Here is a 21,746-nt window from a genome sequence, read left to right as displayed (position 1 = left end):
CCGACAGAAACGCCATGACAGTTCTCCTCACACGCCGCGGGTGCGTTGTGGGGGACAACGGGGGGTTTCTCGGCAGCGTGCATGGCGCGCATAATGGCACGATTCGCATGCCAAGGGATTGTTGCCATGGATTTGTCGGACCGTTCGCACATCGCTGCTCCGTTGACCGCGGCCCCCGCGGCCTTCACGCCCACCAGCGCCGAGGTCAGGCCCGGTGGCGCCGACTGGATGGCCGCGCACTGGATGCCGTTTAGCGGCAACCGGCAGTTCAAGGCCGATCCGCGCCTCATCGTCGCCGCCGATGGTGCCTACCTGATCGATGCCGATGGGCGGCGCGTCTTCGATGGCCTGTCGGGGCTGTGGTGCACCGGGCTGGGGCACACGCGGCGCGAAATCGTCGAGGCGGTGCAGCGCCAGGTGGCCACGCTCGACTATTCGCCCGCCTTCCAGTTTGCCCATCCGCTGTCGTTCGAGCTGGCCAATCGCATCGTCGAGCGCATGCCCGCGGGGCTCAACCGGGTGTTTTTCACCGGCTCGGGTTCCGAGTCGGCCGACACCTCGCTCAAGATCGCGCGCGCCTACTGGCGCGCCAGGGGCCAGGCCAGCAAGACGCGCCTGATCGGGCGCGCCAAGGGCTACCACGGGGTCAACTTCGGCGGCATCTCGGTGGGCGGGATCGTGGGCAACCGCAAAACCTTTGGCCAGACGCTGGAGGCCGATCACCTGCCGCATACCCAGCCGCCGGCGGGGGCGTTTTTTCGCGGCCAGCCGCCCGCTGACGGTGGCGGGGTCTACCCGGGCGCGGCGCTGGCGGATGAGCTGCTGCGCCTGATCGAGCTGCACGACGCCTCCACCATCGCCGCCGTGATCGTCGAGCCGTTTTCCGGCTCGGCCGGCGTGGTGGTGCCGCCGCAGGGCTACCTGCAGCGTCTGCGCGAGATTTGCAGCGCGCACGACATCCTGCTCATCTTCGATGAGGTCATCACCGGCTTTGGCCGCTGCGGTGCCTGGACCGGGGCCGAGGCCTTTGGCGTGACCCCCGACATCCTCAACTTTGCCAAGCAGGTGACCAACGGCGTGCAGCCGCTGGGCGGTGTGGTGGTGCGGCAAGACATCTACGACACCTTCATGGCCGCGGGCGGGCCGGACTATGCGCTGGAATTTCCGCACGGCTACACCTACTCCGCGCATCCGGTGGCGTGCGCGGCCGGGCTGGCGTCCATGCGGCTGTTGGCGCAGGAGGACGTGCCCGCGCGCGTGCGCGCGCTGGCGCCCGTGTTCGAGGCCGCGGTGCACAGCCTGCGCGGTGCCAGCGCGCACCTGATCGACATTCGCAACTACGGGCTGGCCGCTGGCCTGACGCTGGCGCCGGTGCCCGGCGAACCCCTACGCCGCCCATTCGAGGTCGCCATGCGCATGTGGGCCAAGGGGTTTTACGTGCGCTACGGGGGCGACACGATCCAGCTCGCGCCGCCCTTCATCAGCACCGAGGCGGACATCGACCGGCTGGTGGACGCGCTGGGCCAGACCCTGCGCGAGCTGCCCTGAGCGCCGGGTGGCGGCCGCCTGCGGCCGGCGCGCGCTCAGCGCTGCGTCAGCTTGAACACGGCCGTGGCACCCAGCAGGTTGGGCCAGCGGCGCACGCGGCGCCCGTCCTCGTCCAGGCCGAAGGCGTCGTCCACGTGCAGGCCCAGGCGCTGCGCCAGCACCTCGAAGTCGGCGAAGGTGCCGACCCGGATGTTGGGCGTGTCGTACCACTGGTAGGGCAGCCGTTTGGTCACCGGCATGCGCCCGGCCAGCACGCGCAGGCGGTTGGGCCAGTGCGCAAAATTGGGGAAGGCCACGATCGCGCTGCGCCCGACGCGTGCGGTCTCGCGCAGCATCGTCTCGGCGTTGCGCAGGTGTTGCAGGGTGTCGATTTGCAGCACCACGTCGAAGCTGTCGTCGGCAAACATCGACAGGCCTTCTTCGAGGTTGAACTGCAGCACGTCCAGCCCGCGCTTGAGGCAGGCGAGCACCTGCGCATCGTCGAGCTCGATGCCGTAGCCCTGGCAGCCGCGCGTGGCGCGCAGGTGCGCCAGCAGCGCGCCATCGCCGCAGCCAAGGTCGAGCACGCGCGCGCCGTGGGGCACGAGCTGGGCAATCGTTTCCTGGATCAGTCGATCGCTCATGGTCACGCTCCAGCCGCCCCCACACGGTGCTCGAAGTACGCGCGCACCGCCGCGTGGTAGCGCGCATCGTCGAGCAAAAAGGCGTCGTGCCCGTGCGGGGCGTCGATTTCGGCGTAGCTGACGCGGCGCCGGTTGTCCAGCAGCGCTTTGACGATTTCGCGGCTGCGCGCGGGCGCAAAACGCCAATCGGTGCTAAACGAGATGACGAGGAAGTCGGCCCGTGCGCGCGCCAACGCCGCGCTGAGGTTGCCGTCGTGTTCGCGCGCCGGGTCGAAATAGTCCAGCGCGCGCGTGATCAGCAGGTAGGTGTTGGCGTCAAAGTAGTCGCTGAACTTGTCGCCCTGGTAGCGCAGGTAGCTCTCGATCTCGAACTCGATGTCCTGCGTGGTGTAGCGGTAGGCCAGCCGCTCGGCGGCCTCGACGTCGCCTGCGCGCACGGCATCGGCCAGCGGGCGCAGCCGGCGGCCAAACTTTTCGTTCATCACATCATCGCTGAGGTAGGTGATGTGCCCGATCATGCGCGCGATGCGCAGTCCGCACCGGGGCTTGGTGCCGTGGCGCAGGTAGTGCCCGCCATGAAAGTCGGGGTCGGTGACGATGGCGCGGCGCGCCACCTCGTTGAACGCGATGTTTTCGGCCGTCAGGTTGGGCGCGCTGGCAATGACCACCGCGTGGCGCACGCGCTCGGGGTGTTGCAGCGTCCACGACAGCGCCTGCATGCCACCCAGGCTGCCGCCCATCACCGCGGCTAGGCGCTCGATGCCCAGGGCGTCGAGCAGTCGCGCCTGCGCGTCCACCCAGTCTTCCACCGTGACCACGGGAAAGTCGGCGCCCCAGGGCTGCCCCGTGGCCGGGTTGACATGGGTCGGCCCCGTGGAGCCGAAGCACGAGCCGACGTTGTTGATGCCGATGACGAAAAAGCGCTCGGTGTCCACCGGCTTGCCGGGGCCGACCATGCTGTGCCACCAACCCTCGCTCCTGGGGATGGGCTGGCCGCTGGCGTCGGCGTGCAGGCCGGCGACGTGGTGGCTGGCGTTGAGGGCGTGGCAGATCAGCACCGCGTTGTCGCGCGCTGGCGACAGCGTGCCGTAGGTTTCGTAGACGAGCTCGAAGGCCGGCAGTACCGCGCCGCTGCGCAGCGGCAGCGGCTCGTGGAAAACGTGGCGCTTGGGGGTGACGATCACGGTATCGATCCTGGTGCAGCGCCGTGATCGAGGGCTTGCGGATCCGGCGCGGGGCCGGACTTTCCTCTTTAGCGGTATTTGTTACGCGCCCGCAAGCGGGACCCAAATCGGCGCTGCGCGGAGTATAAAGCCAAGCGAAAGGGGCCGTGAAGGGGACAGCGTGCTGGCGGGATGGACGGACCACCTCATCGATCGGCGTGGGCGATAGGCGTGGGCGATAGGCGTGGGCGATCGGCGTGGGCGTCGTGGGGCGGCTGTTGCGCCGGCGCATCGCGGACGGTTTTTCGACGGGCGGTCGGCAAAAAATGTCCCACAAACCGCCGCCAGGGCGCATAATGGCGCTGCGAGTGTCCGCGACGCTCGTGGTCAGGTGATCGGTTGGTTTCGCGTGCTGCAGTTTTCTTGTGTGCCGTCGGGGCTCCATCGCTTCCTTCTCTCAGTGTGTTTTCAGGAGTCCCTACATGGGCAACAAGTTGTACGTCGGCAATCTTCCGTATTCGGTGCGCGACGGTGATCTCGAACAGGCTTTCAGCGCCTACGGCCAAGTCGCCAGCGCCAAGGTCATGATGGAGCGCGACACCGGTCGCTCCAAGGGTTTCGGTTTCGTCGAGATGGGCAGCGATGCCGAGGCGCAAGCCGCCACTCGGGCATGAACGGCCAGTCCATGGGCGGCCGCAACCTCGTGGTCAACGAGGCCCGTCCGATGGAAGCGCGCCCGCCGCGCAGCGGTGGCTTTGGCGGCGGCCGCCGTGAAGGCGGCTTCGGCGGTGGTGGCTACGGCGGTGGTGATGGCCAGTTCCGCAGCCCCTACGGCGCCGGCCGCCGGCGCGAGGAGCGCGGCGGCTACTGAGGCCGTGCGCTGCGCGCCACCAACGTGGCGCGCACTTGGCCGCGCAAATCGACGATGCCGTTGCGCTCGTCGTAGTGCAGCCGGTTGCCGGTGAGCACGTCGCGACCGCGCACCACGCGCACCGGCAAGGGCGATTCGAGCACCCGCTGCTCGGTGTGCCACGTCAGGGTTTGGCCCTCCAGGGTCAGGCTGGGCGTGGCTTTCGCTTTTTCCGCGCCGGGCGATGCGGCGCGCACCAGCCGCACATCGCCCCGGAGCACATAGACCGTGCGCGCATCGTCGGTGCGCAGCTCGCGCGCCTGCGCCACCGAGTGGGTGTTGCGCTCGCGGTCCCAGCGCTCCAGATGGGCCTCCCTGACCCAGACCGTGCCACTGGCGGGATGGTGCTCCAGCTGCGCGCCGGTGAGGGTCGATTCCAAGCGGCCGTCGGCGTCGTAGCGGCGCCAGGTGAAGCGCTCCAACTGGTAGTCGGGCTGCCCCTCGGCCAGCGGGGTCGGGGTCGGCCGAGGCGGCTCGGGCAGGCGTTTGACGATGCCGTAGCTCAGCAGCGCGAGCGCTCCCATCAACCCCACGGGCAGGTACAGCGACAACCGCTCCCACAGGCGTGGCCAGCGCGCGCGTGGTGCGGCCGGTGTGCGGGTGGCGCTGGCAGTGGTCACGCCAGCACCTCTTCCAGCAGCGTGGCGTAGCGGCCCGAGGCCACCAGCAACAGGTCGCAAAATTCGCGCGCCGCGCCGTGGCCGGCGGCAGCCTGCGTGACGTGGTGCACGCGGGCGCGCACCTCGACGTGGGCGCTGGGCGGCGCGGCGGCAAAGGCGCAGCGCGTCAGCACGGGCAGGTCGGGCCAATCGTCGCCGATCGCGGCGGCCTGCGACCAGCCCAGCCCCAGGGCCTGCAAGATCGCCTCGGCCGCCGCGCGTTTGTCCTCGGTGCCGTAGCGCACGTGCTGCACCCCCAGCGCGTGCAGCCGCGTGCGCAGCGCCACCGAGTCGCGCCCCGTGATGACGGCCGGCTCGATGCCGGCGCGCCGCAGCAGCTTGATCCCGTGCCCATCCAGGCTGGCAAAACGTTTGAGCTGCTCGCCATCCGGGCCGTAGTACAGCCCACCGTCGGTGAGCACGCCGTCGATGTCGAAGAACGCAATGCGCACGTCCTGCGCGCGCAGCAGCGTCTCGGGGTCGAAGGTGAGCACGGCGGCGGTCATCAAATCACCTTGGCGCGCATGAGGTCGTGCGAATTGAGCGCCCCCACCAGCCGGCCATCTTCATCGATCACCAGCACGCTGGTGATGCGGTGGGTTTCCATGAGATCGGCGGCCTCCACGGCCAGCATGGTGGGCCGCACCGTGCGCGGGTTGGGGTGCATCACGTCGCCGGCGCGCAGGGCGCGCAGGTCCGCGCCCGGGCGCGACTCGATCAGCCGCCGCAGGTCGCCGTCGGTGAAGATGCCAATCGGCACGCCAGCGGCATCGACCACGGCGGTGGCCCCCAGGCCGCCGGCGCTCATCGCACGCATGGTTTCGGTCAGCGACGCCTCGGGGGGCACGCGCGGGGTGGCCGGCAGCGGCCGCATGACGTCGCGCACCAGGGTCAGCAGCCGCCGCCCCAGGGCGCCGCCGGGGTGCGAGCGGGCGAAATCGTCGGGCTGGAAGCCGCGCGCGCTCAGCAGCGCCACGGCCAGCGCGTCGCCCATGGCCATCTGCGCGGTGGTGCTGGCGGTGGGGGCCAGGTTGTGCGGGCAGGCTTCGCGCGCGACGCCCGTGTCGAGCACCACGTCCGCGTGCCGCCCCAGCGTGGAGTCGCAGCGGCCGGTCATGGCCAGCAGCGGCACCCCCATGCGCTTGATCAGCGGCACGATGGCGCTGAGTTCGTCGCTTTCGCCCGAATTGCTGATCGCCAGCACCACGTCGGTGGCGGTGATCATGCCCAGGTCGCCGTGGCTGGCTTCGGCCGGGTGCACGAACATGGCCGGCGTGCCGGTGGAGGCGAGCGTGGCGGCGATTTTGCGGCCCACGTGCCCGCTTTTGCCCATGCCGCTCACCACCACCCGCCCGCGGCAGGCCAGCACCACCCGCACCGCCTGCGCAAAGCGCGCATCCAAACGCGCCGCCATGGCCTGCAGACCCTCGATTTCGGTCTGCAACGCGCTGCGCGCCAGGGCGAGCAGGGCCGCGTCATCGGGTGCAGCGGGGTGTGCGGCGGTGTCGGGCGGTGTCATGCGGCGATTATCCGGCAAGGGCCCCGGGGTGGTGAGGGTGTCATCACGCCGTAAGATCGGCGCATGAACGCCCTCGACATCGCGCTGTTGTATCTGCTGGCCGCCGTGCTGGGCGTGGTGGTATGCCGCATGCTGCGCTTGCCCGCGATGATCGGCTATCTGGCCGTGGGGGTGCTCATCGGCCCCAACGCCTTGGCGCTGGCGCAAAACTCGGCGGGGTTGCGCTACCTGGCCGAATTTGGCGTGGTGTTCCTGATGTTCGTCATCGGGCTGGAGTTCAGCCTGCCCAAGCTGCGCGCGATGAAGCGCTTCGTCTTCGGGCTGGGCGCGGCGCAGGTGGTGCTGACGGTGCTGCTGACCACGGGGGCGTCGTTGCTGCTGGGCTGGTTGCTGCCCCACTGGTGGAAGCTGGAGTGGCAAATGGCCGTCGCCATGGGGGGTGTCATGGCCATGAGCAGCACCGCCATCGTCGTCAAGCTCATGGCCGACCGCCTGGAGCTCGAATCGGAGCATGGCCAGCGCGTCATCGGCGTTTTGCTGTTTCAGGACTTGGCGGTGGTGCCGCTGCTGGTGCTGATCCCGGCGCTGGCCGCGCCGAGCGACAACCTGATGGCGGCGCTGCTGCTGGCGCTGGCCAAAGCGGCCGGGCTGCTGACGCTGCTGCTGACCGGGGGGCAGCGCGTGATGCGCTGGTGGCTGACCCTGGTGGCGCGGCGCAAGAGCCAGGAGCTGTTCGTGCTCAACCTGTTGTTGGTCACGTTGGGCCTGGCCTGGCTGACCGAGCACGCGGGCCTGTCGCTGGCGCTGGGTGCCTTCGTGGCTGGCATGCTCATCGCCGAAACCGAGTACAAGCACCAAGTGGAGTCCGACATCCGGCCCTTTCACGACGTGCTGCTGGGGTTGTTCTTCATCTCGATCGGCATGATGCTGGACTGGCGGTTGGTGCTGGAGCGCTGGCCGCTGGTGCTGCTGTTGCTGGGGCTGTCGCTGGCGTTCAAGGTGCTGCTGATCACGGCGGTCACGCGCGCCTTTGGCGCGCCGCCTGGGGTGTCGCTGCGCGTGGGCCTGTACCTGATGCAGGCGGGCGAGTTTGGCCTGGTCCTGCTGCAGCTGGCCAATCAAAACGGCTTGGTGCCGCCGGCGCTGTTCAACCCAACGCTGGCGTCCATGATCGTCTCCATGCTGCTGACGCCGTTCATCGTCCAGCACAGCAACGCCATCGTGGTGCGCCTGGTGGGCAGCGAATGGTTGATGCAGTCGGTGCAGATGACGCAGATCGCGCGCCGCGCGATGGCGCGCGACAAGCACGTCATCATCTGCGGCTACGGCCGCTGCGGCCAGAACCTGGCGCGGCTGCTCGATGGCGAGGGGATGCCCTACATGGCGCTGGACCTGGACCCGGACCGCGTGCGGCAGGCGGCGGCGGCGGGGCACACGGTGGTGTTTGGTGATGCCGCGCGGCTGGAGGCGCTCATGGCTGCCGGGCTGGCGCGGGCCAGCGCCGTCGTGGTGACCTACCTGGACACGCCCAGCGCGCTCAAGGTGCTGCACCACGTGCGCGAGCACGCCCCCACCGTGCCCGTGGTGGTGCGCACCGTCGATGACAGCGATTTGGCGCGCCTGCAGGCCGCGGGCGCCACCGAAGTCGTCCCCGAGGCGCTCGAGGCCAGCCTGATGCTGGCCAGCCACGCCCTGGCGCTGGTGGGCGTGCCGCTGCGGCGCGTGGTGCGCCTAGTGCAGCAACAGCGCGAGGCGCGCTACCAACTGCTGCGCGGTTACTTCCACGGCGCCGATGACGACAGCGCCGACGATCCGCGGCAGGAGCGGCTGGCCACGGTGGTGCTGCCACCCGGCTGCCCCACGGTGGGGCGCACGCTGGGCGAGCTGGCGCTGCACGCCGTGGGTGTGCGCGTCATGGGCGTGCGCCGCGCCACCGGCCGCAACGAAGAGCCCGATGACCAGCTGCGCCTGCAAGGGGGCGATGCGGTCGTCCTGTTCGGTGCCCCCGAGCCGCTGGCGCTGGCGGAAAACCGCCTGCTGGCGGGATAATCGCGCCCCTATGGACACCGCCGCCTACCTCAAAGCCCACATCCGCACCGTGCCCGACTGGCCCGCGCCGGGGGTGCAGTTCCGCGACATCACCCCGCTGCTGCAAGACCCCAAGGTCTTTCGCGTGCTCATCGACGCCTTCGTGCACCGCTACATGGACCGGGCCTTGCGCCCCGACGTGGTGGCCGGCTTGGACGCGCGCGGCTTCATCATCGGCTCGGTGGTGGCGTATGAGCTCGGGGTGGGGTTCGTGCCCATCCGCAAAAAGGGCAAGCTGCCCTTTACCACCGTCGAGGAAACCTACGAGCTCGAGTACGGCAGCGCTACGGTGGAGCTGCACACCGACGCGGTCCAGCCCGGCGACCGCGTGCTGCTCATCGACGACCTCATCGCCACCGGCGGCACCATGATGGCGGGCAAAAAGCTGCTGGAAAAGCTGGGCGCGACGGTGACCGAAGGGGCGGCGATCGTTGCCCTGCCCGAGCTGGGCGGGCTGCAACGGCTGCAGGAGGCCGGGCTGCCGCTGTATACGCTGGTCAGCTTCGAGGGGCATTGACGCCCCCGCCCGCGGGTCGATCGGCCGTGTCCGTGGCGCCGTCGCGTCGTGGCCGGCCGGCGGCGGGCGTCCCGCGCCAATAGACGGCGCGCACCATCAGCCCCAGGGTCTGTTGCGCTTCTTCGCGCACCTGCGCTTCCAGCCGCTGCAGGTCCGGCGTCGGGCCGGCCACCTCGCTCAAGGGGCGCGCGGGCGCCGGTGGCAGCCAGTCGATCAACACCAGGTGCTGCCATCCCTCGCGGTCCAGCGACAGCACGCGCAGCCGGTAGCGGCTCGACAACACCCCGTGCCGGATCATGATGTCGCGCACCAGCAGCGCCACGCGTTCGCGCTGCTGGCGCCGGGGCGTGGGCGCTGCGGCCGACGCCAGGCCGCGCGGCCTTGCAGCAGGCGCGTCCGTGGGCGAGGCGGGTGCCGCTGTCGCGCGCGCCCCCCACCAGCGGCGCCACCAGGCGAGCCAACCCGGGCCGAGCCAACCCGGGCGTTCGGGCGCATCGGTGGGGCGGGGGCGAGGCGGCGTCATGGTTCGGGTGGTCGATGGCAGCGGGCAGGGCCGCGCTGTCACATTGTGGCGTTTTCGTGCGCGTTGGAGTGCCGTTGCCGCTTCAAATGCGTGTTTTTACCCGTCCCTGAGCGGGATTTTTGGCCGATACTCCGAGGTTACAGCGATTCGTCATCCGCGGCCGGTGCCCACCCGGTGCCGGCGCGCCTCTTGCGTTCCACGAGGAGTCCCCATGACCGCCGCCGCCGCGTCGACCGCCAAGCCCGCTGCCGAAGCCGGGCGTGCAAGCGCCGAGTACCTGACCTTCCGCCTGGGGGCGGAGGAATACGGCATCGACATCCTGCGCGTGCAAGAAATCCGCTCGTACGAAGCCCCAACCCGCATCGCCAACGCGCCGCCGCACATGCTGGGTGTCGTCAATTTGCGCGGCGTCATCGTCCCGGTGGTGGACCTGCGCATCAAACTCGGCTGCGAGCGCGTCGAGTACAACGGCCTGACCGTGGTCATCGTGCTCAACGTCAAGGGCCGGGTGGTGGGCGCGGTGGTCGATTCGGTGTCGGACGTGCTGGAGCTGTCGCGCGAGCACATCCGGCCCGCGCCCGAGATGACCTCGAGCACGGTCGATACCGCGTTCATCACGGGCATCGCCAGCGTCGGTGAGCGCATGCTGATCCTGATGGACATCGAAGCGCTGATGACCGCCCCCGACATGGGGCTGATGGACGGCGTTTGACGCCCGGCGCAACCGCGGGAGTTGGGATGAACATGATCGACGACCTGATGCGCCGCGTCAGTGTGCGCGTGCGCATGGTGGGCGCCATCGGCGTGGTGTTGCTGCTGCTGGCGCTGGCCGGCGGGGTGGGTGTGTGGGCGGTGCACCACATGCAGATCGCCCAGCACGAGGCCCTGACCCTGGCCTGGACCGTCGTGCCCAACGGCGGCGACGAGGCCTTTGCCCAACAAATGGTCCGGCTGACCGAGCACGGCGAGGCCATCCGCCAGCAGGCGTTGTGGGCTTTGGGTGGCGCGCTGGTGCTGGCCATGGCGATCGTGGCGCCCACCACCTGGGCCAACATGCGCAGCATCGTGCAGCCCGTGCAACAGGCGCAGGCGCTGGCGGTGGCCATTGCGCGCGGCGACCTCACGACCCGGGCCGAGACGGGGGGTGACGACGAGCTGGCCGCACTGATGCGCAGCCTGGCCGACATGCAGGCGTCGCTGGCGCGCACCGTGGGTGAGGTGCATGCCACCGCCGAGCGCATGCGTGCCACGGCGGAGTCGGTGGCCAACGACAGCCAGGACCTGGCCCAGCGCACCGAGCAAACAGCCGAGCACCTGCGCCAGACCGCCACCAGCATCGACGAGCTGACGCGGCATGTGGCCGCCAGCAGCGAGGCCGCGCAGGCGGCGATCGAGCTGGCGCGCCGCAACGCCGAGGTGGCCGCGCGCGGCGGCGACGCCGTGGGGCAGGTGGTGGCGACCATGGACGGCATCCAGGTCGCCAGCCGCAAGATTGCCGACATCATCGGCGTCATCGACGGCATCGCCTTCCAGACCAACATCCTGGCGCTCAACGCGGCGGTGGAGGCCGCGCGTGCGGGCGAGGCCGGGCGCGGCTTTGCGGTGGTGGCCGGTGAGGTGCGCCAGCTCGCGCAGCGCAGCGCGCAGGCGGCCAAGGAAATCAAAACCCTGATCGAAGCCAGCGTGGCGCAGGTGGGCACCGGCACGGCCCAGGTGCATGCGGCCGGCGCCACGATCCGCGACATCGTCGCCAACGCCGAGCAGGTGTCGGCCTTCATCCGCGAAATCACCGCCGCCACCCAGCAGCAGGCGCAGGGCCTGGGGCAGATCAACGCGGCGGTGGCCGAGGTCGATCACATGACCCAGCAAAACACCGCCTTGGTGGCGCACAGCACCGACACCGCCACCCACGTGCGCGCACAGGCCGAGCGGCTGGCGCAGATGGTGGCGGTGTTTCGCCTGCCGGGCCAGCACGAGCCGCACGCGCCCTTGCTGCCGGCCCAGGTGCGCGGGCAGGGCGACCCCAGCCGGTACCGGGGGCCGGAGCGGCGGCGCGCGGCCTGACCCCCGCGCGAGCCCATGGGCGTAGGATGCAAGGACGATAGCGTGAATCAAGGACGGGAGTCGATGATGGCGATACGTGACTGGAAAGTGGGAACCCGGCTGGCCTTGGCCTTTGGCCTGATGCTGGCCTTGCTGGTGGCGATCGTGGCGCTGGTGGCCGTCAGCAGCGACCAAATGCACCGCGCGGCGGAACAGGCCAAACAGCTGCAGCGGCTGGCCATGGTCGCCGAAAAATGGTCGGCGTTCATGGGGCAGCAGGTGGCGCGGGTCGAGGCCATGGTGCGCTTTGGCGACAACCCGGCGCTGCAGGCGTACTTCCAGCAACAAATCCAGGCCACGCGCGACGTCGTCGACGGCCTGCAACAACAGCTTGAGGCCGACATTGGCATCAGCGGCCAGCGCGAACAGTTGGCCCAGGTGGCGGCCCTGCGGCAGGCCCAGATTGCCGCGCGCGACGAATTGATGGCGGCGGTCAAGTCCCTGGACATGGCGCGCGCGGCGGAGTTGCTGCAGTCGCGCTACCTGCCCGGGGCCAAGGCCTACACCGATGCGCAGCAAGCGCTGGCCCAGCGCTTGGTGCAGGAGGCCGAAAGCGCGGTGGACGAGGCGGAAAAACGCAGCGAGCTGCTCATGATCGTGGAAATCGTGGTTGGCGCGGTGGCGGTGGTGCTGGGCATCATCGTCGCCGTCTCGCTGGCGCGCGGCATCGTGCGGCCGCTGCGCGAGGCCGTGGGGCTGGCCGGTGCCATCGCCCAGGGGGACCTGACGCAGCACGTGCACACCCAGCGCGGCGACGAGGTGGGCGATCTGATGCGCGCGCTCGATGCGATGCAAGCGGCGTTGCGCCAGGCGCTGGGCCGCATCCGCGGCGCGGCCGACGGCGTGGCCAGCGCGTCCGCCGAGATCGCGCAAGGCAACCAGGACCTCTCCAGCCGCACCGAGAGCGCGGCCTCGAGCCTGGAGCAAACGGCCGCCAGCATGGAGCAGCTCACCGAGGCGGTGCGCCACAGCGCCGATTCCTCACGCACCGCCAACCAGGTGGCGCAGCAAGCGGCCGATGCCGCGCAGCGCGGCGGCACCGCGGTGCGCGAGGTCATTGGCACGATGAAGGGCATCGAGGCCAGCAGCCAGAAGATCGCCGACATCATCCAGGTCATCGACGGCATCGCCTTCCAGACCAACATCCTGGCGCTCAACGCGGCGGTGGAGGCCGCGCGTGCGGGCGAGGCCGGGCGCGGCTTTGCGGTGGTGGCCGGTGAGGTGCGCCAGCTCGCGCAGCGCAGCGCGCAGGCGGCCAAGGAAATCAAGACCCTGATCGAAGAGAGCGTGGCCCGCGTGCAGCAAGGTGGCCAGCAGGTGGACGCCGCCGGGCGTACCGTGGAAGAAATCGTGCAGGCCATCCAGCGCGTGGCCGACATGATTGGCGAGGTCACGGCCGCCACCACCGAGCAAAGCGAAAGCATCACGCAGGTCAACGCCGCCATTGGCCAGTTGGACCAGACCCAGCAGCAAAACGCGGCCTTGGTGGAACAGACCACGGCGGCGGCCGAGAGCCTGCGGCAGCAAGCGCTGGAGCTGCAGCAGGTGGTGGGGCAATTCCGCACCGGCGAGGGCTTGCCGGTGGCGGTGGCCAGCCCGGCGCCGCGCCCGAGCCTGGCCAAGGCGCCCGCCCGCAAGCCGGCCGCGCCCAAGCCGCTGGGCACCACCGCGCGGCGCGAGCCCAGCCTGCCCAAGCCGGCTGCGGCGGCCCAGGCCCCCGCCGCACCCGCGGCCAAGGCCGGGTCGACCAAGCCCGCCGCGCCCGCCAAGGCCGCCGCGCCGACCCCAATGCCCGCGGTACCGGCCAACGACGACGGCGACTGGGAAACCTTCTGACCCCGCGGCGATGGCGGATTTCCACTCCACCCTGCCCGGGCTGGCCAGCGCCGCCGCCGACGAGGCGGCGCGCGTGGGCCGCCTGTCGGTGGCCGAGCTGCTCGATCACCTGCACCACGGGTTGGTCATGCTCGACGCCGACGGGCGGGTGGTGGGCTACAACGCCAGCGCCCTGACCCTGCTGGAACTGCCCGAGTCGCTGCTGGCGGGCGCCCCGCTGATCGACGAGGTGGTGCGCTGGCAGGCGGCGCGCGGCGACCTCAAGGGCGATCCGTCGCAGTTGCTGCAGCGCGTTTGGCACCACTTGCGGGCCACCCAGGCCAGCGGGCAGCCGCACGTCTACAGCTACACCACGGCCAGCGGGCGCACCTTGCAGGGGGCCACCATCGCACTGCCCGGCGGCGGCTGGGCGCGCACCTACACCGACGTCAGCCGCCATGCCGCCACCGTGGCCGCGCTGCGCGAGAGCGAGGCCCGCTTTCGCAGCCTGACCGAGTTGTCGGCCGACTGGTATTGGGAGTGGGACGCCGAGAGCCGCTACACCCGCCTCGAAGGCCGGGTGGTGCGCGACCAGGCGACCTCCGTCCAGTTTCTGGGCCGCCGGCCCTGGGAACTGCCGGCGCCCAACCGCCCCACGCTGGCGGATTGGCAGCCGCTGATGGACGCCATCGCGCAGCGCAGGACCTTTTGGCGGTTTGAGATCCAGCGCATCATGGACGGTGGCCGCCCCTACTGGTTTGCCTTGAGTGGCGAGCCGGTGTTCGACGCCCAGGGCAACTACCTGGGCTACCGCGGCATTGGCCGCGACATCACCGCGCGCAAGGAGGCCGAGGCCACCATCGAGCGGCTGGCCTATTACGACAGCCTCACCGGCTTGTGCAACCGCCGTGCGTTTCAGGACCGCATGGCGCAGGCGCAGGCCAGCAGCACGCGCAGCGGCCTGTGGGCGGCGCTGTGCTTCATCGATCTGGACGATTTCAAGGACATCAACGACGCCTTTGGTCACGCTGCCGGGGACGCGCTGCTGCGCGTGATGGCCGAGCGGCTGCGGCAGGCCGTGCGCACCGAAGACACCGTGGGCCGGCTGGGCGGTGACGAGTTCGTGGTCCTGCTCGAAGATTTGCACGAGGAGCAGGAACAAGCTGCCTGGCGCGCCCAGCACGTGGGCGAAAAACTGCGCCAAGCGCTGGAGCGTCCCGCCGAGATCGCCGGTCAGGAACTGCAGGCCACGCCCAGCATCGGCATCACCTTGTTTCGGGGCCAAACCGACGCGGTGGAAGACATTCTGGGCCGCGCCGATTTGGCCATGTACCACTCCAAAGCCTCCGGGCGCAATGCGGTGCGGTTTTTCGACCCCGCGATGCAGGCGCGCGTGGTGCAGCGCGCCACGCTGCAGCGCGAGCTGCGCCACGGCTTGCGCGATGGCGAGCTGCGGCTCTACGGCCAGCCCATCGTCGATGCGCGGGGGCAACCCTGTGGGCAGGAGGCGCTGCTGCGCTGGCAGCACCCCACGCGCGGCATGGTGCCACCGGCCGAGTTCATACCGGTGGCCGAGCAAACCGGGCTCATCTTGCCGCTGGGGCAGTGGGTGTTGCAGCGCGCGTGCGCCCTGCTCGCCCACTGGGCCAAGGACGCGCAGCGCGCGCGCTGGACGCTGGCGGTCAACCTGAGCGCGCGCCAGTTGCGCCAGCCCGATTTCGTCGCCGGGGTGCAGCAGGCCCTGCGCACGGCAGGCGCCGATCCGCACCGGCTCAAGCTCGAGCTGACCGAAAGCCTGTTGCTGCACGATGTCGAAGACACCATCGCCAAGATGGAGGCGCTGGCCGAGCTGGGCATCCAGTTCGCGCTGGACGACTTTGGCACCGGCTACTCGTCGCTGAGCTACCTCAAGCGCTTGCCGCTGACGCAGCTCAAGATCGACCGCAGCTTTGTGCGCGACCTCCTGACCGACCCCAACGACGCCGCAATCGCCCGCACCATCCTGCAGTTGGCGCAAAGCCTGGAGATGGAGGTGGTGGCCGAGGGCGTGGAGACGCCCGAGCAGTTCGAGGTGCTGCGCGCCATGGGCTGTCGGCTGTTCCAAGGCTACCATTTTGGTCGGCCCGCCCCGTTGGATGGTGAGCCCGCGCCGCCTCCCGTGCCGTCCACCTCCCAGCCCTTTGCGCCGTCGCCACCATGAACGCCCGCCTGCCCGACCCTGCCGTGCCCGTGCTCGATCCCGCCGCCACGCGCCGTTGCGTGGACGCACGCTGGCAGCGCGACATCCTGCCCGCGCTGCAGCGCTACATCGAAATCCCCGCCAAGTCGCCGATGTTCGACCCGGACTGGGTGGCGCACGGGCACTTGGAGGCCGTGCTGCGCCAGGCGGCCGACTGGGTGGCGCGCCAGCCCGTGCAGGGCCTGACGCTGGAGATCGTGCGTCTGACGCGCCCGGACGGCTCGCCGCGCACCCCGGTGTTGTTGCTGGAGGTGCCCGCGCGCGCCGGTGCCGACGGCACGCCGGCACCCGCCAGCGGCCAGACCGTGCTGCTCTACGGTCACCTGGACAAGCAGCCGGAGTTTGCCGGCTGGCGCGCCGACCTGGGGCCCTGGACCCCGCGCCTGATCGACGACAAGCTCTACGGCCGCGGCGGGGCTGACGACGGCTATGCGGTGTACGCTGCGGTGGCCGCCATCGAGGCCCTGCAGGCGCAGGGGCGTGCCCACCCGCGGCTGGTGGCGCTGATCGAAACCGGCGAGGAAAGCGGCTCGCCCGACCTGCTGCCCACCATCGAGGCGCTGCGCCCGCGTCTGGGCGACGTGGGGCTGGTCATCTGCCTGGACAGTGGCGCCGGCAACTACGACCAACTGTGGCTGACCACCAGCCTGCGCGGCATGGTCAGCGGGGTGCTGCGGGTGGACATCTTGACCGAGGGCGTGCACTCCGGCGATGCCTCGGGCCTCGTGCCCTCGTCGTTTCGCATCCTGCGCCACGTGCTCGACCGTCTGGAGGACAGCGCCACCGGCCGGCTGCTGCCGGCGGTGTTTCACTGCGAGATCCCGGCCGAGCGCATCGCCCAAGCGCGCGAGACCGCGGCCATCTTGGGCGACGCAGTGTGGCAGCGCTTCCCCTGGGCGCAGCACGACTGCGGCGGCAGCGCGGTGGTGGCGCTGCCCACCACCACCGATCCGGTGGAGGCGCTGCTGAACCGCACCTGGCGCCCCACGTTGTCGGTGACGGGCGCCGAGGGGCTGCCGGCGCTGCGCGATGCCGGCAACGTGTTGCGGCCCTACACCGCGTTCAAGCTCAGCCTGCGCCTGCCGCCGCTGGTGGACGCGGCACACGCGGTGCAGCAGCTCAAAGCGTTGTTGGAGGACAACGCGCCGTACCAGGCGCGGGTGACCTTCGAGCCCGAGGGGGCCGCCAACGGCTGGAACGCGCCGGCGAGCGCGCCGTGGTTCGAGCAGGCGCTGCACGCCGCCAGCCGCGCGCACTTTGGGGCCCCGTGCGGCACGATCGGCCAGGGCGGGACGATTCCGCTGATGAACATGCTCAGCACCGCGTTCCCGCAGGCGCAGATGATGGTTTGCGGGGTGTTGGGGCCCAAGAGCAACGCGCACGGCCCCAACGAGTTTCTGCACGTGCCCTACGCCCGGCGCCTCACCGCCGCGGTGGCGGAGGTGATGGCGCGGATGCCGTGACCGGGCGGTTTGGGGACGCAGGGGCCGGATAGGGCCTGTTGTCGGGTTTGGTCCCGGTGGCGGGTGTGGCCTTGGCCTCATCGGTCCGCTTCGCGTCCCGGAAATCGGCCGCGGCCACACCCGCCACCGGGCCGCGATGGTGCACGCGTGCCAGCGGCCTTGCGAGCGGGGAGGCGGAGCCGTCCGGCCCGATTTTCAGGCCGCGCAGCGGCGTGATGAGGGCCGGGCGGCTCCGCCTCCCCGCCGCCCCAGCTCCCCATAGGCGGGGAAAAGCCGAGCCGCTCAAGCCACCCGGGCCTGTTCCCGCGCCTGCGCCCGCTGCCGCAGCGCCAGTCCCAGCAAGGCTAGGCCGGTCAGCGCCACGGGGATGGTCGAGCCGACGTTGAGCCACCACCACCCCTGCGTCGTCACCAGCGCGCCCGAGGCGAAGGAGGTCACCGCCATCGTGGCAAAGACGGCAAAGTTGATGGCCGCCTGCGCGCGATCTTTTTCCTCGGGCCGGTAGGCCTGCATCGCCAGCGTCGTGCTGCCGGTGAACAGGAAGTTCCACCCCACCCCCAGCAAAAACAGCGCCACCAGAAACTGGTGCAAATCCTGCCCCGACAGCGCGATGGCGATGCACGCCGCGTTGAGCAACACGCCCACCCCCATGACCGGCAGCACGCCAAAGCGCCGGATCAGGTGGCCGGTAAAAAAGCCGGGCGCAAACATGCCGATGACGTGCCACTCCAGCACCAGCGCCGCGTCGGAAAACGGCAAGCCGCAGGTCTGCATCGCCAGCGGTGTGGCCGCCATCAGCAGGTTCATGACGCCGTAGCCCAGCGCCGCCCCCAGCACCGCCACCGCAAAGCGCGGCTCGCGCAGCAGCTGCGAGACGCTGCGCCCGTGGCCGGCCGCCCCGGCAGCGCGCGGTGGCTCGGTGGCAAAGCGAATGCCCGCCATCACCCCCATCGACACCAGGGCCATGGCGGCCAGCGCCAGGTACGCCCCCAAAAACGGGGTGGGGAACGCGTCGCGCGTGTGGTTGGCCAGGTTGGGCCCCGCGACCGCGCCGATCAACCCACCCGCCAGCACCAGCGAGACGGCTTTTTCGCGGTAGGCGGGCGCGGCCAGTTCGCCGGCGGCAAAGCGGTAGAGCTGCCCGTTGGCGCTGTAGTAGCCAGCGATCACGGTGGCCGCCACCAGCAGCCAAAAGCTGCCCCAGGCCACGGCCAGCGCCGCCAGCAGCGCCGACGCAAACGCCACCGCCAGGCCGAGCTGGAACGCCACCTGCCGCCTCCAGCGCGCCTGCGAGCGCGCCACCAGCCCGGTGGACAGCGCGCCGCCGACGACGTAGCCCATCACCGGCAGGGTGGCCATCCAGCCCAGGGGCGCCAAGCGCAGGCCCACCAGGCCGTTGATGGCGATGAAGACGACGTTGTTGGTCAAAAACAGGCCTTGGGCGATGGCCAGCAGCCACAGATTGCGGTTCATGGGGCGTGGTTATAGCCGATACCCGCCCGGGTTGTGGCGTGCGCGCGCGACTTCCTACAATTCGTGCATCCTTGTGCCGGCCTGCGCCCTGTGGTCCGGCGCCCCTTTCCCTACACGAGGGCAATCCATGGTTCCCCACCTGATCACCGCGCTCACCGGCCCCATCAACGAGCTGGAGCAGCGCATCCTCGAATCCACCCCGGTCATCGAGCGCTGGTTTCGCCTGGAGTGGATGGAGCACACGCCGCCGTTTTACACCTCGGTGGACATCCGCAACGCCGGCTTCAAGCTCGCGCCGGTGGACACCAACCTGTTCCCCGGCGGCTGGAACAACCTGACGGCGGAGATGCTGCCGCTGGCGGTGCAGGCCGCCATGGCCGCCATCGAAAAAATCTGCCCCGAAGCCAAAAACCTGCTGCTGGTGCCGGAAAACCACACCCGCAACCTGTTCTACCTGCTCAACGTCGCCCAGTTGCAGCGCATTTTTTACTCGGCCGGGCTCAACGTGCGCATCGGCTCGCTCAACCCCGAGGTCAAGGAACCCACGCCCATCGAGCTGCCCGGGGGCGACCGCATCGTGCTCGAGCCCATCATCCGCGAAGGGCGGCGCATCGGGCTCAAGCACTTCGACCCCTGCACCATCTTGCTCAACAACGACCTCAGCGCCGGGGTGCCGGGCATTTTGGAGGATTTGCACGAGCAGTACGTGCTGCCGCCGCTGCACGCCGGCTGGCACGTGCGGCGCAAGAGCCACCACTTCCGCGCCTACGAGGAGGTGGCCAAGCGTTTTGGCAAGCTCATTGGCATCGACCCCTGGCTGATCAACCCCTTGTTTGCGCACTGCGGGCAGGTCAACTTTGCCGAGGGCACGGGCTTTGAATGCCTGCAGGGCAATGTGGATGCGCTGCTGGGCAAGATCCGCCGCAAATACAAGGAGTACGGCATCCAGGAGCGCCCGTTCGTCGTCGTCAAGGCCGACAACGGCACCTACGGCATGGGCGTGATGATGGTGCGCGACGCGGCCGAGCTGGGCAGCCTGAACCGCCGCACCAAGAACAAGATGGCCGTCATCAAGGACGGGCAGCAGGTCAGCGACGTCATCATCCAGGAAGGCGTGATGACGCACGAGCGCATCAACGACGCCGTGGCCGAGCCGGTGGTCTACATGATGGACCGCTACGTGGTGGGTGGCTTTTATCGCGTGCATGCCGAGCGCGGCGTGGACGAAAACCTCAACGCCCCGGGCGCGAGCTTCGTGCCGCTGGCGTTCGAGAAAAGCGCGCTGCAGCCGCAGCCGGGCAGCAAGCCGGGGGCCAGCGTGCCCAACCGCTTCTACATGTACGGGGTGGTGGCGCGCCTGGCCATGCTGGCCGCGGCCTACGAGCTCGAAGCCACCGACCCGGAGGCCGAGCTCGATGCCTGAGACCCGCAAGCCCAGCGCGGCGCTGCGCCGCGCGCTGGTGGTGGCCGACCCGCTGCACACCTTTGCCACCTACAAGGACACCACCTTTGCCATGATGCGCGAGCTGGCGCGCCGCGGCGTGGCGCTGGCCGCCTGCGAGCCCGCCCACCTGCAGTGGCGCAGCGGCGAGCCGGTCACGGCCTGGGTGCGCGAGGTCGAGCTCACGGGCGCGCGCGACGACTGGTTTCGCGTGCGCCACCAGGGCCGCGAGGCGCTGAGCGCCTTCGACGCCGTGCTCATGCGCAAGGATCCGCCGTTCGACGCCGAGTACTTCTACGCCACCCACCTGCTGCAGCAGGCCGAGCGCGAGGGCGCGCGCGTGTTCAACCGGCCCGCGGCGCTGCGCGACCACCCGGAAAAGTTGGCCGTGATGGAGTTTGCCGCGTGGGCGCCGCCCACGCTGGTCACACGCTCGGCCGAGGCGATTCGCGCCTTCCACGCCGAGCACCGCGACATCATCCTCAAGCCGCTCGACGGCATGGGCGGGCGCGGGATCTTCCGGGTCGGCCCGGATGGCATGAACCTGGGCGCGGTGGTCGAGACGCTGACCGCCAATGGCCACACCACCATCATGGTGCAGCGCTACCTGCCTGCGATCGCGCAGGGCGACAAGCGGGTGCTGATCATCGGCGGTGAGCCCGTGCCGTACTGCCTGGCGCGTATTCCGCAAGGGGGCGAGGTGCGCGGCAACCTGGCCGCCGGCGGACGCGGGGTGGCGCAGCCGCTCAGCGACGCCGACTGGGCGATCGCGCGCGCGCTGGGGCCGCAGCTGGCGGCGCGCGGGCTGCTGCTGGTGGGGTTGGACGTGATCGGTGACCGCGTGACCGAGGTCAACGTGACCAGCCCCACCTGCTTTCAGGAAATCACGCAGCAAACCGGCTTTGATGTGGCGGCCCGCTTCGTCGATGCCCTGCAGGCCGCGCTGGCCGCCGACGCGCGCGCATGAGGCCGATCCACCCGATCGCCGCCGTGCGGCGCCTCCGCCGTGGGCCGGGGTGGATGCGCCTGGTGTTTTGGGCCTTGGCCATCGCGGTGACCGTGCTGTCGCTCACGCCGGTGGAGCATTTGCCACCCCGGGTGTTCGACGGGTGGGACAAGGCCCAGCACGCGCTCGGGTTTGCCGTGTTGGCGCTCACGGCGCGGCTGGCCTACCCCGCGCCGCGCGGGGTGGTGCTGGTGGCAGGGCTGCTGCTGCACGGTGCGGCCATCGAATGGGCGCAGGCGGCCAGCGGCTGGCGCCACGGCGAGGTGGCCGACTGGGTCGCGGATGCGGTGGGTGTGGCGCTGGGGTGGGCAGTTGTGTATCGTTCTTTCTGTAAATTCCATTTTGCCGGTTGTCTGCTGGGCGGGGATCTCCGGCGCTACGCGCCTACGCTCCCCGCCCAGCAGACAGCGCGAGGGTGGGTCTGACGCCATGACTTCGAGAAAGGAGTGTAACCCTCATGGCAATACGAGTCGAAACCAACCCCTTGGAAGCCGCTTATGCGATCTTGCTCGAGAACGGACTGGATGGCGCGAGGCCCTGCGCATTCTCGTCAATGAAGCCGCCAAGATCGAGCGCGCCGAGTATCTCGGCGCCCGTCCCTACGAGCGCTCCCCGACCCGGCGCGACTACGCCAACGGCTTCAAGCCCAAGACCAT

The 21,746-nt window shown here is 70.1% G+C and carries 18 protein-coding genes and 2 pseudogenes; 13 read left to right on the top strand and 7 right to left on the bottom strand.

The window, feature by feature from the left end; translation table 11 throughout:
• Positions 1–126 precede the first annotated feature (126 nt).
• On the top strand, positions 127–1,548 hold the full coding sequence (gene aptA / locus Tther_RS10535) for an omega-aminotransferase AptA (protein ID WP_143903647.1): 1,422 nt from the start codon (positions 127–129) through the stop codon (positions 1,546–1,548).
• Between the two features lie 35 nt (positions 1,549–1,583).
• On the opposite strand, the gene metW is transcribed toward aptA, so the two are convergent.
• The gene (gene metW / locus Tther_RS10530) at positions 1,584–2,171 is read right to left on the bottom strand and encodes a methionine biosynthesis protein MetW (RefSeq protein WP_143903646.1); all 588 of its coding nucleotides are present in this window, start codon (positions 2,169–2,171) and stop codon (positions 1,584–1,586) included.
• 2 nt (positions 2,172–2,173) lie between these two features.
• Positions 2,174–3,355 (bottom strand): homoserine O-succinyltransferase MetX, encoded by a 1,182-nt coding sequence (gene metX / locus Tther_RS10525; RefSeq protein WP_246099008.1) that lies wholly within the window; start codon positions 3,353–3,355, stop codon positions 2,174–2,176.
• A 461-nt stretch (positions 3,356–3,816) separates the two neighbouring features.
• On the opposite strand from metX, the pseudogene Tther_RS10520 reads away from it, so the two are divergent.
• Positions 3,817–4,205: pseudogene (locus Tther_RS10520) on the top strand (RNA recognition motif domain-containing protein).
• Here Tther_RS10520 and lptC read toward each other — a convergent pair.
• From lptC to Tther_RS10505, 3 genes are read right to left on the bottom strand one after another with little or no spacing between them, the layout of a single operon-like run.
• Positions 4,199–4,864, bottom strand: a complete 666-nt coding sequence (lptC, locus tag Tther_RS10515) for an LPS export ABC transporter periplasmic protein LptC (RefSeq protein ID WP_143903644.1) — start codon at positions 4,862–4,864, stop codon at positions 4,199–4,201. The pseudogene Tther_RS10520 and the gene lptC overlap by 7 nt on opposite strands.
• Positions 4,861–5,409, bottom strand: coding sequence for a KdsC family phosphatase (locus Tther_RS10510; protein ID WP_143903643.1), 549 nt, complete (start codon positions 5,407–5,409; stop codon positions 4,861–4,863). The genes lptC and Tther_RS10510 overlap by 4 nt, the downstream gene beginning before the upstream one ends.
• A complete protein-coding gene (locus Tther_RS10505; RefSeq protein ID WP_143903642.1) occupies positions 5,409–6,422 on the bottom strand; it encodes a KpsF/GutQ family sugar-phosphate isomerase in 1,014 nt (337 codons plus the stop codon). Before Tther_RS10505 ends, Tther_RS10510 begins: the two co-directional genes overlap by 1 nt.
• Before the next feature lie 63 nt (positions 6,423–6,485).
• Between Tther_RS10505 and Tther_RS10500 the strand changes: the two genes are divergently transcribed.
• Together Tther_RS10500 and Tther_RS10495 are read left to right on the top strand one after the other, a co-directional pair.
• Complete coding sequence (locus Tther_RS10500; protein WP_143903641.1) at positions 6,486–8,471, top strand: monovalent cation:proton antiporter family protein; 1,986 nt, start codon at positions 6,486–6,488, stop codon at positions 8,469–8,471.
• A 10-nt stretch (positions 8,472–8,481) separates the two neighbouring features.
• A complete protein-coding gene (locus Tther_RS10495; protein ID WP_143903640.1) occupies positions 8,482–9,027 on the top strand; it encodes an adenine phosphoribosyltransferase in 546 nt (181 codons plus the stop codon).
• Here Tther_RS10495 and Tther_RS10490 read toward each other — a convergent pair.
• Positions 9,008–9,550 carry a hypothetical protein gene (locus tag Tther_RS10490; RefSeq protein WP_143903639.1) on the bottom strand — a complete coding sequence of 181 codons (543 nt, stop codon included), beginning with the start codon at positions 9,548–9,550 and terminating at the stop codon, positions 9,008–9,010. The genes Tther_RS10495 and Tther_RS10490 overlap by 20 nt on opposite strands.
• 211 nt (positions 9,551–9,761) lie before the next feature.
• Here Tther_RS10490 and Tther_RS10485 point away from each other — a divergent pair, with 211 nt between their 5' ends.
• From Tther_RS10485 to Tther_RS10465, 5 genes are all read left to right on the top strand, one after another.
• Complete coding sequence (locus Tther_RS10485) at positions 9,762–10,262, top strand: chemotaxis protein CheW (RefSeq protein ID WP_143903638.1); 501 nt, start codon at positions 9,762–9,764, stop codon at positions 10,260–10,262.
• 26 nt (positions 10,263–10,288) lie between these two features.
• Positions 10,289–11,614: a methyl-accepting chemotaxis protein gene (locus tag Tther_RS10480; protein WP_143903637.1), complete on the top strand. Its 1,326-nt coding sequence runs from the start codon at positions 10,289–10,291 to the stop codon at positions 11,612–11,614.
• A 66-nt stretch (positions 11,615–11,680) separates the two neighbouring features.
• Positions 11,681–13,489 carry a methyl-accepting chemotaxis protein gene (locus tag Tther_RS10475; protein ID WP_185975067.1) on the top strand — a complete coding sequence of 603 codons (1,809 nt, stop codon included), beginning with the start codon at positions 11,681–11,683 and terminating at the stop codon, positions 13,487–13,489.
• A 10-nt stretch (positions 13,490–13,499) separates the two neighbouring features.
• A complete protein-coding gene (locus tag Tther_RS10470; protein ID WP_143903635.1) occupies positions 13,500–15,668 on the top strand; it encodes a putative bifunctional diguanylate cyclase/phosphodiesterase in 2,169 nt (722 codons plus the stop codon).
• Positions 15,665–17,170, top strand: coding sequence for a M20/M25/M40 family metallo-hydrolase (locus Tther_RS10465; RefSeq protein WP_143903634.1), 1,506 nt, complete (start codon positions 15,665–15,667; stop codon positions 17,168–17,170). Before Tther_RS10470 ends, Tther_RS10465 begins: the two co-directional genes overlap by 4 nt.
• Positions 17,171–17,452: 282 nt before the next feature.
• Here the strand turns inward: Tther_RS10465 and Tther_RS10460 are convergent, their stop codons facing one another.
• Positions 17,453–18,643: an MFS transporter gene (locus Tther_RS10460; protein WP_143903632.1), complete on the bottom strand. Its 1,191-nt coding sequence runs from the start codon at positions 18,641–18,643 to the stop codon at positions 17,453–17,455.
• Positions 18,644–18,770: 127 nt separating this feature from the next.
• Between Tther_RS10460 and gshA the strand changes: the two genes are divergently transcribed.
• The 4 genes and pseudogenes from gshA to Tther_RS10440 all read left to right on the top strand — a co-directional run.
• On the top strand, positions 18,771–20,066 hold the full coding sequence (gene gshA, locus Tther_RS10455) for a glutamate--cysteine ligase (RefSeq protein WP_143903630.1): 1,296 nt from the start codon (positions 18,771–18,773) through the stop codon (positions 20,064–20,066).
• The gene (gshB, locus tag Tther_RS10450) at positions 20,059–21,051 is read left to right on the top strand and encodes a glutathione synthase (RefSeq protein WP_143903629.1); all 993 of its coding nucleotides are present in this window, start codon (positions 20,059–20,061) and stop codon (positions 21,049–21,051) included. Before gshA ends, gshB begins: the two co-directional genes overlap by 8 nt.
• Positions 21,048–21,515, top strand: a complete 468-nt coding sequence (locus tag Tther_RS13295; protein ID WP_185975066.1) for a VanZ family protein — start codon at positions 21,048–21,050, stop codon at positions 21,513–21,515. The genes gshB and Tther_RS13295 overlap by 4 nt, the downstream gene beginning before the upstream one ends.
• A gap of 32 nt (positions 21,516–21,547) precedes the next feature.
• A pseudogene (locus tag Tther_RS10440) lies at positions 21,548–21,746 on the top strand (IS256 family transposase); the annotation flags it as partial.

Source organism: Tepidimonas thermarum (genome assembly GCF_007556705.1).
Classification (GTDB): Bacteria; Pseudomonadota; Gammaproteobacteria; order Burkholderiales; family Burkholderiaceae_C; genus Tepidimonas; species Tepidimonas thermarum.
The sequence above is the reverse complement of the archived record's forward strand: the minus strand, read 5'-3'. Positions and strand labels throughout refer to the sequence as shown.

Bases quoted from the DNA above. Each gene is read 5' to 3' on its own strand.
- metW (WP_143903646.1), bottom strand. From the start codon at position 2,171: ATGAGCGATCGACTGATCCAGGAAACGATTGCCCAGCTCGTGCCCCAC.
- aptA (WP_143903647.1), top strand. From the start codon at position 127: ATGGATTTGTCGGACCGTTCGCACATCGCTGCTCCGTTGACCGCGGCC.
- Tther_RS10490 (WP_143903639.1), bottom strand. From the start codon at position 9,550: ATGACGCCGCCTCGCCCCCGCCCCACCGATGCGCCCGAACGCCCGGGT.
- gshA (WP_143903630.1), top strand. From the start codon at position 18,771: ATGGTTCCCCACCTGATCACCGCGCTCACCGGCCCCATCAACGAGCTG.
- Tther_RS10505 (WP_143903642.1), bottom strand. From the start codon at position 6,422: ATGACACCGCCCGACACCGCCGCACACCCCGCTGCACCCGATGACGCG.
- Tther_RS10480 (WP_143903637.1), top strand. From the start codon at position 10,289: ATGAACATGATCGACGACCTGATGCGCCGCGTCAGTGTGCGCGTGCGC.
- Tther_RS10460 (WP_143903632.1), bottom strand. From the start codon at position 18,643: ATGAACCGCAATCTGTGGCTGCTGGCCATCGCCCAAGGCCTGTTTTTG.
- Tther_RS10465 (WP_143903634.1), top strand. From the start codon at position 15,665: ATGAACGCCCGCCTGCCCGACCCTGCCGTGCCCGTGCTCGATCCCGCC.
- Tther_RS10510 (WP_143903643.1), bottom strand. From the start codon at position 5,409: ATGACCGCCGCCGTGCTCACCTTCGACCCCGAGACGCTGCTGCGCGCG.
- Tther_RS10495 (WP_143903640.1), top strand. From the start codon at position 8,482: ATGGACACCGCCGCCTACCTCAAAGCCCACATCCGCACCGTGCCCGAC.
- Tther_RS10500 (WP_143903641.1), top strand. From the start codon at position 6,486: ATGAACGCCCTCGACATCGCGCTGTTGTATCTGCTGGCCGCCGTGCTG.
- gshB (WP_143903629.1), top strand. From the start codon at position 20,059: ATGCCTGAGACCCGCAAGCCCAGCGCGGCGCTGCGCCGCGCGCTGGTG.
- Tther_RS10470 (WP_143903635.1), top strand. From the start codon at position 13,500: ATGGCGGATTTCCACTCCACCCTGCCCGGGCTGGCCAGCGCCGCCGCC.
- Tther_RS10475 (WP_185975067.1), top strand. From the start codon at position 11,681: ATGGCGATACGTGACTGGAAAGTGGGAACCCGGCTGGCCTTGGCCTTT.
- Tther_RS13295 (WP_185975066.1), top strand. From the start codon at position 21,048: ATGAGGCCGATCCACCCGATCGCCGCCGTGCGGCGCCTCCGCCGTGGG.
- Tther_RS10485 (WP_143903638.1), top strand. From the start codon at position 9,762: ATGACCGCCGCCGCCGCGTCGACCGCCAAGCCCGCTGCCGAAGCCGGG.